Annotated in this window: 8 protein-coding genes; 5 read left to right on the forward strand and 3 right to left on the reverse strand. The window is 70.9% G+C overall.

Going from position 1 to position 13,590, the window contains the following annotated elements:
• Window positions 1–131: 131 nt before the first annotated feature.
• The 3 genes from ACIHFB_RS28600 (at window position 132) to moeZ (ending at window position 3,070) form a co-directional block, all read left to right on the forward strand.
• The gene (locus ACIHFB_RS28600; RefSeq protein ID WP_365284493.1) at window positions 132–1,091 is read left to right on the forward strand and encodes an NAD-dependent epimerase/dehydratase family protein; all 960 of its coding nucleotides are present in this window, start codon (window positions 132–134) and stop codon (window positions 1,089–1,091) included.
• Window positions 1,079–1,828, forward strand: coding sequence for a spherulation-specific family 4 protein (locus tag ACIHFB_RS28605; protein WP_365284495.1), 750 nt, complete (start codon window positions 1,079–1,081; stop codon window positions 1,826–1,828). Before ACIHFB_RS28600 ends, ACIHFB_RS28605 begins: the two co-directional genes overlap by 13 nt.
• Before the next feature lie 63 nt (window positions 1,829–1,891).
• Window positions 1,892–3,070: an adenylyltransferase/sulfurtransferase MoeZ gene (moeZ, locus tag ACIHFB_RS28610; protein WP_365284497.1), complete on the forward strand. Its 1,179-nt coding sequence runs from the start codon at window positions 1,892–1,894 to the stop codon at window positions 3,068–3,070.
• A gap of 62 nt (window positions 3,071–3,132) precedes the next feature.
• On the opposite strand, the gene ACIHFB_RS28615 is transcribed toward moeZ, so the two are convergent.
• The 3 genes from ACIHFB_RS28615 to ACIHFB_RS28625 form a co-directional block, all read right to left on the reverse strand.
• The gene (locus tag ACIHFB_RS28615; RefSeq protein WP_365284499.1) at window positions 3,133–4,695 is read right to left on the reverse strand and encodes an alpha/beta hydrolase; all 1,563 of its coding nucleotides are present in this window, start codon (window positions 4,693–4,695) and stop codon (window positions 3,133–3,135) included.
• Between the two features lie 138 nt (window positions 4,696–4,833).
• Entirely contained in the window at window positions 4,834–6,378 is a 1,545-nt protein-coding gene (locus tag ACIHFB_RS28620) for an alpha/beta hydrolase (protein ID WP_365284501.1), read from the reverse strand.
• Window positions 6,379–6,439: 61 nt separating this feature from the next.
• Window positions 6,440–9,241 carry a lysylphosphatidylglycerol synthase transmembrane domain-containing protein gene (locus ACIHFB_RS28625; RefSeq protein ID WP_365284504.1) on the reverse strand — a complete coding sequence of 934 codons (2,802 nt, stop codon included), beginning with the start codon at window positions 9,239–9,241 and terminating at the stop codon, window positions 6,440–6,442.
• A 186-nt stretch (window positions 9,242–9,427) separates the two neighbouring features.
• Between ACIHFB_RS28625 and ACIHFB_RS28630 the strand changes: the two genes are divergently transcribed.
• Entirely contained in the window at window positions 9,428–9,832 is a 405-nt protein-coding gene (locus ACIHFB_RS28630; RefSeq protein WP_365284506.1) for an MGMT family protein, read from the forward strand.
• A gap of 230 nt (window positions 9,833–10,062) precedes the next feature.
• Entirely contained in the window at window positions 10,063–13,530 is a 3,468-nt protein-coding gene (locus ACIHFB_RS28635) for an ATP-dependent DNA helicase (RefSeq protein ID WP_365284508.1), read from the forward strand.
• Window positions 13,531–13,590: the final 60 nt, after the last annotated feature.

A 13,590-nucleotide genomic window follows, 5' to 3' on the forward strand; every position in this document is an offset into this window, starting at 1 on the left:
CCGGATGACAGCAGGCGACAGGTACCTCCGCCGCCCCGATGCATGCCGACCGCCCCGAACCACCACCCCCGAGAAGGAGAACCCCAGATGATCACCTCCCGACCCGGAACCTCGGCCCCGGGAGCCGCCCGATGAGGGTCCTGCTGATCGGAGCCAACGGCTACCTCGGCCGCTTCGTCGCTGACCGTCTGCTCGCCGACCCGGCCGTCCAGCTCACCGCACTCGGCCGCGGAGACGACGCCGACGTCCGCTTCGACCTCGCGTCCGGCAGTCCCGGCGCGCTCACCCGCTTCCTCGACGCGGTCCACCCCGGCGTCGTCGTCAACTGCGCCGGCGCCACCCGAGGCGGTGCCCGCGACCTCGCCCGCCACAACACCGTCGCCGTGGCCACGGTCTGCGAGGCCCTCCGGCGCAGTGGCTGCGGGGCGCGACTCGTCCAGATCGGCTGCGGCGCCGAGTACGGACCGAGCCAGCCCGGCTCCTCCACGGCCGAGGACGCCGTGCCCCGCCCCGGCGGTCCGTACGGCGTCAGCAAACTGGCCGCCACCGAACTCGTCCTCGGCTCCGGCCTGGACGCCGTGGTCCTCCGCGTCTTCTCACCGGCGGGTCCCGGCACGCCCGCGGGCTCTCCGCTCGGCCGCCTGGCAGAAGCCATGCGCCGCGCCATGCAGTCCGGGGACGGCGAGCTGAAACTCGGCGGCCTCGGTGCGCAGCGGGACTTCGTCGACGTACGCGATGTCGCCCGCGCCGTGCACGCCGCCTCGCTCTCCGCCGCCCAGGGCGTCATCAACATCGGCTCGGGCCGCGCCGTCCGGCTCCGTGACGCCGCCGCGGTCCTCGCGCGGGTCGCCGGATACGGCGGAGCCCTCCACGAACTCGACGGACACGCCGGTCCCTTGAGGGCGACCATCGGCCACCCCCGCTCCGAGTCGGACCACGCGGCCCCGGTCGCGTATCCGTACCCGGACGGCTGCGGCAGCTGGCAGCAGGCCGATGTGCGCACCGCACGCGACCGGCTCGGCTGGCGCCCCCGGATCAACCTCGAAGAGTCCCTCGCAGACATCTGGATGGAGGCGGCATGCCGCATCTGACCAGCACCAAACGGAGCGCCGCGAGCACAGACCTGCGCACCGGCTTCGGCATCCCGGGGTTTGCGCACCCCCTCGTCGCCCGGGCCGAGTGGGCCGAACTCAGCCGCCCCGGCACACCCGTGCACTGGGCCGCCCTCAATGTCGCCGACGGTCCCGGCAGTCGCCCCGATCCGCACTGTCTGGAGGCGGCGGGCCGGCTCCGCAACGCGGGCCTGCGCGTCCTCGGCCACCTCGACACCACGCACGGTGCCCGAGCCTTCGGCGAGCTGATCTCCGAAGCGCACCGCTATCTCGACTGGTACCAGGTCGACGGCTTCCTCCTGGACCGCTGTCCCGTCGAACGCGCCTCGCTCCCGGAGATCCGCCGCACGGTCGCCACGCTCCGCGCGATCAGTGACGAGCCCCACATCGTTCTCGGCCATGGCACCCACCCCCACCACGGCTACGCCGAGACCGCCGACCAGTTGGTCACCTTCTCCGGCCCGTGGAGCGACTACCGCTGGTCGCAGGTGGCGGAGTGGACCGCAGACCATCCGCCCGAGCGCTTCTGCCACTTCGTGCACGGTGTGCCCCTCGGCCACCTCGACGAGGCTCTGCGCATCGCCCGCTGGCAAGGAGCCTCGACGATCTACTTCACCGACCGCACGGATCACGGCGGCCGGACCGACCCCTGGGAGACGATGCCCGGCTACTGGGACGAGATCGTCTCGCGGATCGGAACGGGTGTCTCGGAATGAAAAAGGGCGTGGCACTGTTACGGGGAGAACAACTGTAGTGATTGACCGACCAACGGAGCCCCCGTGTCGCTGCCACCCCTGGTCGAGCCAGCTCCTGAGCTCACCGTAGACGAGGTCCGCAGGTACTCGCGCCACCTGATCATCCCCGATGTCGGGATGGACGGGCAGAAGCGACTGAAGAACGCCAAGGTGCTCTGTGTGGGCGCCGGCGGCCTGGGCTCGCCGGCGCTGATGTACCTGGCCGCCGCGGGTGTCGGCACCCTCGGCATCGTGGAGTTCGACGAGGTCGACGAGTCGAACCTGCAGCGCCAGATCATCCACAGCCAGGCGGACATCGGCCGCTCCAAGGCCGAGTCGGCCCGTGACTCCGTCAAGGGCATCAACCCGTACGTGAACGTGGTCCTTCACGAGGAGCGGCTCGAGGCCGACAACGTGATGGACATCTTCAGCCAGTACGACCTGATCGTCGACGGCACGGACAACTTCGCGACCCGCTACCTGGTCAACGACGCCTGCGTGCTGCTGAACAAGCCGTACGTATGGGGTTCGATCTACCGCTTCGACGGCCAGGCCTCCGTCTTCTGGTCCGAGCACGGCCCCTGCTACCGCTGCCTCTACCCGGAGCCCCCGCCCCCCGGCATGGTCCCCTCCTGCGCCGAGGGCGGCGTCCTGGGCGTGCTGTGCGCGTCCATCGGCTCCATCCAGGTCAACGAGGCCATCAAGCTGCTCGCGGGCATCGGTGAGCCGCTCGTCGGCCGCCTGATGATCTACGACGCCCTGGAGATGCAGTACCGCCAGGTCAAGGTCCGAAAGGACCCGGGCTGCGCGGTCTGCGGCGAGAACCCGACCGTCACCGAGCTCATCGACTACGAGGCCTTCTGCGGCGTCGTCTCCGAGGAGGCCCAGGAGGCCGCGGCCGGTTCGACGATCACTCCCAAGCAGCTCAAGGAGTGGATCGACGACGGCGAGAACATCGAGATCATCGACGTCCGCGAGATCAACGAGTACGAGATCGTCTCGATCCCCGGTGCCAAGCTGATCCCGAAGAACGAGTTCCTCATGGGCACCGCCCTGGAGACCCTCCCGCAGGACAAGAAGATCGTCCTGCACTGCAAGACGGGTGTCCGCAGTGCGGAAGTCCTCGCCGTGCTCAAGTCCGCGGGCTTCGCGGACGCGGTGCACGTCGGCGGTGGCGTGATCGGCTGGGTCAACCAGATCGAACCGAGCAAGCCGGTCTACTGACCTCGGATCTCCCGTACGGCGGGGGTCGCATGCACCACGGGTGCGTGCGGCCCCCGCCGTCGTCATGAGCAGACCTTGCCGTCCTTCGGCGCCCGGCCGTTCAGCAGATACGCGTTCACTGTCGAGTCGACGCAGTCGCTCCCGCTGCCGTACGCGCCGTGTCCCTGGCCCTTCCAGGTCAGCAGCACACCGACGTCCTTGCCCAGCTCGTCCGCCATTCTCGGGGCACCCTCGTACGGCGTCGCCGAGTCGCCGGTGTTGCCGACCACCAGGATCGGGGCCGCTTCCGGCGCGCTCACCTCGGCGTCCTCGTGTTGCCCGGGCACCGGCCAGTCGTGGCACCAGCCGGCCGTGTCCCAGCCGAGGAAGGCCCCGAACACCGGTGAGATCTTCTCGAACCTGGGCAGCAGCTTCTTCGTCTCGGCGGGCGTCGGCCGCCCCTTGTCGTCCAAGCACGATATGACCCGTTGCGAGTGGGTCCCCGTGCTGTAGTGCCCCGACGGGTCGCGCTCGTTGTAGCCGTCGGCGAGCGCCAGGAGCTCGGAGCCGTCGCCGTCCTCCGCCGCGTCCAGGGCGCTGGTCAGAACGGGCCAGGACGACTCGTCGTACAGGGGCAGGAAGACGCCGGTGAGGGCGAGGGTCTGCGTCAGCTTCCGCCCGGTCGAGGTCGACAGTGGCTCCCTGTCGATCCGGTCCAGCAGGTCCGCGATCTTTTGCGAGCCTTCCTCCGGGTCCTGACCGGTGGACTTCAGGTAGTTGTCCAGCGCGCGTTGAAAGCCCCTGGTCTGGTTCTCTGCGTGGCCCACTGTCCCGGCGGTCGGGTCGACGACCGCGTCGAGGACCAGCCGCCCCACCTTCTTCGGGAACAAGTGGGCGTAGACGCCGCCGAGTTCGGTGCCGTAGGAGATGCCGAAGTAGTGCAGCTCGTCGTCGCCGAGGACCTGGCGCATCAGGTCCATGTCGCGGGCGGTGTCCGTGGTGGACACATGCGCCAGCAGCTTTCCGGCGTCCTTCTCGCAGCCCTCGCCGAAGTCGGCGGCGTCCTGGAAGTAGGCCCTTTCCTCGGCCGCGGTGTCCGGTGTGGTGTCGATCGCCTCGGCGGCCTGGATGTCCTTGTCGCCGCGGCAGCGGACACCCTGGCTGGCGGCGACCCCGCGCGGGTCCCAGCTCACCAGGTCGTAGCGCTCGCGGAGCAGGGAGAACGACGACGAGAACGACGGCAGGGCGGAGACACCCGAGCCGCCCGGGCCGCCGAAGTTGAACAGCAGTGAGCCGATGCGGTCGTCCCCGGTGGCCTTGGCGCGGATCAGCGCGAGGCCGATCGTCTCGCCGTCCGGCTTCGCCCAGTCCAGCGGCACCTTGAGCGTCGCGCACTGCCAGTCGCTGCCCGGCTCGGACGAGCCCGCGGTGGCTTCACAGCGTCCCCAGTCCAGCTTCTGCGAGGTCAGCGAGGACGGCAGCGGCACCGCTGTACCCGAGGAACCGGTCCAGGGCGCCGCAGCCGCGGTCTGGCCTCTGCTCGACTTCTCCCCGTCCTTGCCGTCGTCGGACGAGCCGCTGCTGCAGCCCGCCGCCAACAATGCGGCGGCGGCCGTCAGAGCCGTCCATCGGACGATACGAGCCATGTGCACTTCCCCCTCGCAAGCCCCGTCCGCAGCGATCCACGGATGGCGGTCAGGCCATGGTAGGCGGATCGAGCAGCGCCCGTCGGGGCCTGTGGATAACCTTTTGACCTGCGCGTTTACCTGATTTCGACCTTGATGTCAGGAGCAGACGGTCCCGGCCGCCGGGATCTTGCCGTCCAGCAGATAGCCGTTCACCGCGCTCTGCACGCACTTGTTCTTGCTGTCGTAGGCACCGTGCCCCTGTCCCTTGTACGTCAGCTCGACGCCGACGCCCTTGCCCAGCGCCTGCACCATCTTCCGCGCGCCCTCGTACGGTGTGGCCGGGTCGCCGGTGTTGCCCACGACCAGGATCGGTGCCGCGCCCGGCGCGCTCACGTCCGGATGGTCGGCGGAGCCCGCCACGGCCCAGTCCGTGCAGCTGACCATGGACCAGGCGAGATAGTCGCCGAACACCGGCGAGGCGGCCCGGAACTCCGGCAGCTTCTGCTCCACGTACTCGGGGGTGTAACGCGGCTTGTCGTCGGCGCAGTTGATGGAGACGTTGGCGGCCGTGAGGTTGCTGTACTCGCCGTTCTCGTTGCGCCCGTTCAGCGAGTCGGACAGCAGCATCAAGGTCTGGCCGTTGCCGTCGTACGCCTGCTCCAGGCCCTCGGTCAGGTACTCCCAGAAATCCTGCGAGTACAGCGCCTGTGCGATACCGCTGGTCGCCGCGGTCTGGGTCAGCTCGCGGGGGAAGATGCCGGGGATCGGCTTGCTGTCGAGGTCCTTCAGCAGCTTGGCGATGCGGTCCTTGACGTCCTGCGCGCTGTCGCCGATCGGACAGTCCTCGGCTTGGGAGGTGCAGTGCTCGGCGAAGTTGTCGAGCGCGAGCTGGAAGCCCTCGGTCTGCCCGAGCGAGCCCTGCTCCGGGTTCTGCGTCGGGTCGACGACCGCGTCGAACACGGCGCGGCCGACGTTCTTCGGGAACAGGTGGGCGTAGACGCCGCCGAGTTCGGTGCCGTAGGAGATGCCGAAGTAGTGCAGCTCGTCGTCGCCGAGGACCTGGCGCATCAGGTCCATGTCGCGGGCCGCGTCGGTGGTGCGCACATGCGGCAGGATCTTCTTGGAGTTCTTCTCGCAGGCCGCGTTGAACTCCTTGGTGTTGTCCAGCAGCTCGGTGCGCTCGGCAGCGTCCTCGGGGGTTGCGTCCTGTTGGAAGTACGCGTCGAGCTGCTGGTCGTTCTCGCACTTCACAGGGGCGCTGCGGCCGACCCCGCGCGGGTCGAAGCTCACCAGGTCGTAGCGGGTGCGCAGCTTCGCGTAGTCCTCGCCGAAGGCGGGCAGCGTGGTGACACCGGAGCCGCCGGGGCCGCCGAAGTTGAAGATCAGCGAGCCGATGCGCTTGCTCTCCTCGCCGCTCGCCTTCGCGCGGATCAGTGCGATGTCGATGGTGTCGCCCTTGGGCTCGTCCCAGTCGAGCGGCGCCTTCAGGGTGGCGCACTGCCATTTGTCGCCGTTCGCCAGCGGTGACGGGGCGCTTCCTCCGCCCTCCGCCTCGGACGGGGCGGGGCAGTCCTTCCAGCTCAGCTTCTGGGCCGTCGGGTCCTCGTCCTGGGAGTCGTCGCCGCAGCCCGCCAGCGCGGCGGACAGCAGAACGGCGGTGGCGGTCAGGGCAGTGGCGCGCAGCCGGAAGGGGTTGGGCATGTCCCCATCCTGCGGTCGCGTACGGATGTGCGCTCGGGGCGCGAGCCGTAAGAGGTACGCCCTACAGGGCGCCCTTGCGCGTCAGGTGGTTGAAGGCCAGCCAGCCCGGCAGCACCGGCAGCCACAGCGTCAACAGCCGGTACAGCAGCACCGCAGGGGCGGCGACCTCGCTGGGCAGTCCCACGGCGATCAGACCGACCGTCAGGGTCGCCTCGACCGCACCCACACCGCCCGGTGTCGGAGCGGCGGACCCCAGTGCGTTGCCGGCGAGGAAGACGACGGCGACGCTGGCGATGCTGATCGAGGACGACTCGGTGCCGAACGCCCGGATCGACGCGTCCAGGCACATCACGAAGCAGGCTGTCAGCAGGAGCATGCCGCCGATGCCGGTCAGCAGCTTCTGTGGCCGCTGGAGCACGTCGAGCATGCGCGGCACGACACCCGCGAACAGTGACCTCACGCGCGTGGAGACGAATTTCCGCAGGAACGGCACGGAGGTCACCACGAGCACCAGCACCGCCACGGTCAGCAGACCCGCGATGACCGTCCGGGACGGCGACAGCGACGGCGTCTTCTCGGTGCCGGTCAGATACCCGAAGGCCAGCAGCATCATGATGTGCGCGCCGAGCCCGAACAGCTGGGAGGCTCCGACACTCGCCACCGCAAGCCCCGGGCGCACCCCCTCGCGTTGCAGGAACCGTGTGTTCAGCGCCACGCCGCCCACCGCGGCCGGGGCGACGATCTTCACGAACGACCCGGCGACCTGGGCGGCCACGGTGCGCACGAACGGCACCCGCTCCGGCACGAACCCCAGCAGCGCCATCGCCGCAGCGAAGTAGCTGGCCGCTGAGAACAGCGCCGCCGCGGCGACCCAGCCCCATTCGGCGTTGGAGATCAGCGGGCCGAACTCGATGTGCGTGAGCTGCGTCAGCAGGAAGTACGCGCCGATCGCACCGGCGATGAGGCTGATCAGCGTACGCGGACGCACCCGCTCCAGGCGGGCCGGCTCGACCGGCGCCTGGGGCCTGATCAGCAGTACCTGGTGGCGGATCTGCGTGAGCAGATCTTCCTCGCGCGCCTCTTCCAGGGCATCGTCGAGGGCACGCTTCTCGGCCCGCTGCTCCGCTCGTACGGCCTTCTTGTCGAGCTTGTCGAGCTTCTCCAGTACGGGCTTCGTGTCCTGGTGGGTCTCGTGGCTCTCGTGCGCCTCGTCCAGCCGGGCCTGCTTGGCCTGCCGGGACGCCTCCAGGACGGCGTCGCGCTCGCGCTGGGCCCGCTCCCGGGCCAGTTTCCGCAGCGTCGCGCGCGTGGAGCGCGTCAGGGCGATGGGCTGGAGCATCGGCAGACAGTCGGCCACGGCGTCGGGACCGAGGACCTCGACCGCGGAGGCCACCGCGCGTTCGGCGCCCACGCGCAGTCCCAGCGTCGTCACCAGCTGGGCGACGTCCATGCGCAGCAGGAGTTCACCGGCCGCGATCTCGCCGCCGCGCAGATCGGTGAGGATCACCGTGCCGGAACGATCCACCAGAATCGCGTCGCCCGCGAGCCGCCGGTGAGCGATACGCCGCGACTGAAGCGCCTGCACCTGGTGCCAGGTGCTGCGCAGCAGCCCGTCGGTGATCTCCTCGTCCTCCAGCGAGTCGAGCGTGCGTCCGCCGGTGTGCTCGTAGACGAGCATCACGGCGTCCGGTCCGAGTTCGGAGGTCGCGATCAGCTTGGGAGCGTTGGCGCCGGCCGCGATGGCTGCGTAGGCGAGCAGCGCCTCCTGCTCCAGCGCCTGGCGCAGCGACTGGAGACTGCGGCGGGTGGCGATGCCGCGCAGCGTCAGGTTGCGCCACACCCGGTAGAAGAAGCCCTGCGCCTGCTGCTCGCGGTCGACGACCGTGACGTCCAGCGGCGGACCGTCCTCCAGGGTGACGAAGTAACGTCGGCCGCGGTCGCCGCTCTCCGCCGTCTCCTGTGTCTCCTCGCGGGATGCCGTCACCGGACGGAACCCCACGTGCCGCAGGCCCGCCATCAGCGTCCGCCCGGTGGGACGCACATTGGGCGAGCCGACCGCGTACAGCGTGCCGTAGGCGACGGTCCAGCCGATCAGCACCGTCAGGATGATCGAGAACGGCGTGGTGTAACCGGTGACGAGCATCGAGAAGGCGTCCAGGAGCAGCACGATCCACAGCACCGCGCGCCAGCGCGGCCGACGCGACATGCCGACGGCCGTCATGTACGCGATGACCGGGGCGAGATAGCCGTGCACGGGGTCGGTGAGTGCGTGTATGTCGCCGGGGGAGGGCTGGGTCAGCGCCTCCTGGATCGAGTCGGGCGCGGCCTTGGCGACCCATAGATCGGTGGCGAGCGTCACTCCGTGCGCGAGGACCGCCGCGAGCACACCGTCGGCGATGCGCAGTCCGTCCCGTTTGATCAGCCGCTCGATCGCGAACGCGACCGGCACCAGGAGGATCGCGATGCTGGACGCCAGCCCCGCGATCTTGATCAGTAGGTCGGGTGCCTGCCCGGTGCCCTTGTTGATGTCCTGTTCGAGGCCCGAGGTGGTGCCGTGCGCGAACGCGGCGATCGCCAGCAGAATGGCGACGGCCAGCACGCCCACCAGGAGCCGCATCAGGTCGGACGGGCGGTGCACGCGCGCGGGGAGGAGCGGTTCGTCGCCCTCGACCTCGTCGGTGTACGTTTCCGCCTCGTCGGGGTGGGTCTCGTCGATGTGCTCGGCGCCGGGGCCCGAGACCCGCGCGTCGCCCTTCTCGGCGACGTCCTTCGTGTCGTTCTCGTCCGTGTCGGCGGTGTCCGGGCGCGACGAAGCGTCAGAGGTGCTCTTTGCTTCCTCCGGGTGCACACCCTGCTGCTTCATCGTCTCTTCTTGATCTCGTATCACCGATCACCGCCCGCACGATGGTGGCATGCCGCACCGACACACGGGGGCATCAGGGTGCAAACGCGGGGGCGCACAGTCTGCCCGAAGCCCCGCTCGGGGGCGAGGGATACGCACAGTCACACCCCGGTCACACTGTCGGTGGTGTGCGGCAAGATGGGACGGATGAGCGAGGAGAGCCTTCCGTCGGATGCCCAGGACGCCCAGGACGCCCGCCCCGAGTACGCGGACGCGTTGCCGGAGTACGCAGAGCGGGTCCTTGAGGTGGCCGAGCTGATTCCGCCCGGACGCGTGATGACGTACGGCGACGTCGCCGAGTGGCTTCAGGTGGGCGGCCCGCGGCAGGTCGGCCGGGTGATGGCGCTCTACGGAGGAGCCGTCCCGTGGTGGCGCGTCATACGCGCGGACGGCGTCCTGCTCCCCGGCCATGAACTGCGGGCGCTCGACCACTACCGCGCGGAGGGCACACCGCTGAAGGAGGCGAGCAGGGCCGCCGAGGGCCACCTGCCGCGCATCGACATGAAGCGGGCGCGGTGGGACGGCGGCGAACACGCGAAGGCTCACACCTGACAGCTTCCGCCATCGGACCCACCCAGGGGCAACCCGTGGCCCGTACGGGGGAAGAAGGGCACGTCTGTGGCATGCCGTACGTTCGTGAGGCGAGGGACGCACGAGCCGTGAGCGGCCCGACGGGACGGGCGTGGCAAGCGGAAGCTCTGCTTCCGTACCTTCTGTCGGCGTAGCGTCGGCTGCACGCGTCCCCCCTCTCACAAGCACACCCACCAGGACCGGCGAACCACGTGAGCTCCTCTTCCTCCACCAGGCGCCTGTCGCACACCCAGGTGCGACAGGGGAGCCGTGGCGCTTACCGGCTGGTGCGTACCCCGCCGGCGCGAGTGGGTCCCCCTCATCTGGACGCTGCACAGCGCTCCGTGGTTGACCACGGCACCGGTCCGCTGCTCGTCCTCGCCGGACCGGGCACCGGCAAGACGACCACGCTCGTCGAGTCCGTCGCGGCCAGGATCGGCCGGGGCACGCACCCCGAGCGGGTCCTCGTCCTGACGTTCAGCCGCAAGGCGGCCGTCGAACTGCGCGACCGTATGGCACTGCGCATAGGGGCGGCGCGCGCGCCGCAGGCGACCACCTTCCACTCGTTCTGCTACGCCCTGGTCCGCGCCCACCAGGACAGTGAGCTGTTCGTGGAGCCCCTACGACTGCTGTCGGGCCCCGAGCAGGACGTCGCCGTCCGGGAACTGCTCGCCGGCCAGCCCGACCTGGAGCGGCTCGGCCTCGCCCATGTGCGCTGGCCGGACGAGCTGCGCGCCTGTCTCACCACCCGCGGTTTCGCCGACGAGGTCCGCGCGGTCCTCGCCCGCAGCCGCGAGCTGGGCCTCGGCCCCGATGCCCTGGATGCCTTCGCCCGCCGTATCGGCCGCCCCGACTGGCGGGCCGCGGCAGCCTTCCTCGCCGAGTACCTCGACGTGCTCGATCTCCAGGGCGTGCTCGACTACGCGGAACTCGTCCACCGTGCGGTGCTCCTGGCGCGAGCCCCTGAGACCGCCGCCCGGCTGGCCGCCCAGTACGACGCCGTGTTCGTCGACGAGTACCAGGACACCGACCCGGCCCAGGTACGGCTGCTGCACGCACTGGCCGGCGGCGGCCGCACCCTCGTCGCCTTCGGCGACCCCGACCAGTCGATCTACGCGTTCCGGGGCGCCGATGTGAACGGCGTCCTGGAGTTCCCGGATGCCTTCCCGCGCGCGGACGGCCGACCGGCGCCCGTGGAGGTCCTGCGCACCTCACGTCGCTCCGGCGCGGCCCTGCTGGGCGCGACCCGGCTGCTGACCCAGCGCATGCCGCTGACCCGTCTGCCCGCCGACAGGGTCCGGGCCCACCGTGAGCTCACCCCGGTCCGCGACGGCGGCCGCGTCGAGGCCTACACGTACCCGACGCCCGGCACCGAGCTGGACAACATCGCCGACATCCTCCGCAGGGCACATCTGGAGGACGGCGTCCCCTGGACCGACATGGCCGTCCTGGTGCGCGCCGGGTCCCGCACCATCCCGACGGTCCGCCGGGCGTTGACGGCAGCCGGCGTTCCCTTGGACATAGACGGCGACGACCTGCCCCTCCGACACGAGCCCTCGGTGGCACCACTGCTGACGGCGTTGCGGGCGGTGGCGAGGGCGGAGGCGGCTGAGGGGGGCGTGCGGGATGACGGGGAAGGTGGGGCCGGCGGTCCTGAGATGGCTTCCGAGGGGGCCGGCGCGTCTGAAGTAGCCGGAGCCTCTGAGGAAGTTGGCGCGTCAGATGGTGCCGAAGCCTCTGAGGAAGCCGGCGCGTCAGATGGTGCCGAAGCCTCTGCCGAGGCCGCCTCGGACACCTCCTGGCTCGACACCGAAACCGCTCTCACCCTGCTGGCCTCCCCGCTCGCGGGCATGGACGCCGCCGACCTGCGACGCCTCGGGCGCGCGCTGCGCGAGGAGGAGCGGGTCGCGGGCAATGCGCTGCCGCCGCCCTCGGACGACCTGCTCGCGCGGGCGCTGGCCGAGCCGGAGCGGCTGATCGCGCACGATCCGGCGTACGCGCGGGGCGCCCAGCGCCTCGGCGCGCTGCTGCGCAAGGCGCGTGAGCGCCTGGCCGGCGGTGGTACGGCCGAGGAGGCCCTCTGGGACCTGTGGGACGGCACTCCGTGGCCCGCGCGCCTGGAGCGGGCCGCCCGGCGCGGAGGCGCGGCCGGACGCAACGCGGACCGCGACCTGGACGCCGTATGCGCGCTGTTCGCCACCGCGTCCCGCGCGGAGGAGCGCACCGGCGGCCGGGGCGCCCTGAACTTCCTGGAGGAGATCGAGGCCGAGGACATCGCCGCCGACACGCTCACGCGGCGTGCCGTACGACCGGACGCGGTGCGCCTGATGACCGCGCACCGCTCGAAGGGCCTGGAGTGGCGCCTGGTGGTCGTGGCGGGCGTCCAGGAGGGCCTGTGGCCGGATCTGCGCCGTCGCGGCTCCCTCCTTGAGGCCGACCGCATCGGCCGCGACGGACTCGCCGAACCACTCACCCCGGGGGCCCTGCTCGCCGAGGAACGACGCCTGTTCTACGTCGCCGCCACGCGTGCGCGTGAACGCCTCGTCGTCACCGCCGTGAAGGCACCCGCGGACGACGGCGACCAGCCGTCCCGCTTCCTGACCGAACTGGGCGTCGAACCCAGGGACGTGACGGGCCGCCCGCGCCGCCCGCTGTCCGTCGCGGCGCTCGTGGCCGAACTGCGCGCCACGACAGTGGACCCGCGCGTCTCCGACACCCTCAGGGAGGCCGCCGCCCGCCGGCTGGCCCGGCTCGCCGCACTCGCCGACGAGGACGGCCGCCCCCTGGTGCCGTCCGCGCACCCCTACCGCTGGTGGGGCATGTTCGAGCCGACCGAGAGCAAGGTGCCGTTGCGCAACCGCGACCAGCCCGTCGTCCTCTCCGGCAGCGCTCTCGACCAACTCGCCAACACCTGCGCCCTCCAGTGGTTCCTGGGCCGCGAGGTCAAGGCGGACGCGCCTGCCACCGCCGCCCAGGGCTTCGGCAACGTGGTGCACGTCCTCGCCGACGAGGTTGCCTCCGGCCACACCCCCGCCGACCTCGCCGTCCTCATGGAGCGCCTGGACTCGGTGTGGAACGCGCTCGCCTTCGACGCGCCCTGGAAGTCCACGCAGGAGAAGGAGCACGCGCGCGTGGCGCTCGAACGGTTCCTGAAGTGGCACGTCGATTCCAGTGGAGCCCGCACGGGACGCACTCCGGTCGCCAGTGAGCACGACTTCGACGTCACCCTCGAAGCGGGCGACTACGAGGTGCGCATCCGCGGCCAGATGGACCGCGTCGAGGCGGACGGCGAGGGCCGCGCCTATGTCGTCGACTTCAAGACCGGCAAACAGGCGCCCACCGCGGCCGAGGTCACCCACCATCCCCAGCTCGCCGTCTACCAACTCGCGGTCCGCGAGGGCGCCGTCGACGAGGCCTTCGACGGGCTTCACCCGGAGCCGGGCGGCGCCGAACTCGTCCAGCTGCGGCAGGGCGCCGCCAAGCGGGACGGGGGCGAGACCCTGCCCAAGGTGCAGGCCCAGGAGCCGCTGGAGGGGGAGTGGGTCGGCGACCTGCTGGCCACCGCCGCCGGCAAGGTCCTGGACGAGCGGTTCACGCCGACATCCGGCCAGCACTGCACCCACTGCGCGTTCCGGGCATCGTGCAGCGCGCGCCCCGAGGGACGTCACGTGGTGGAGTGAGGAACGGCACCACACGTGCTGACCTGCACTTCCTCCACCCCGGTGGCCGATTCGGCATCC

Source organism: Streptomyces sp. NPDC051963 (assembly GCF_044593495.1).
Taxonomy (GTDB): Bacteria; Actinomycetota; Actinomycetes; order Streptomycetales; family Streptomycetaceae; genus Streptomyces.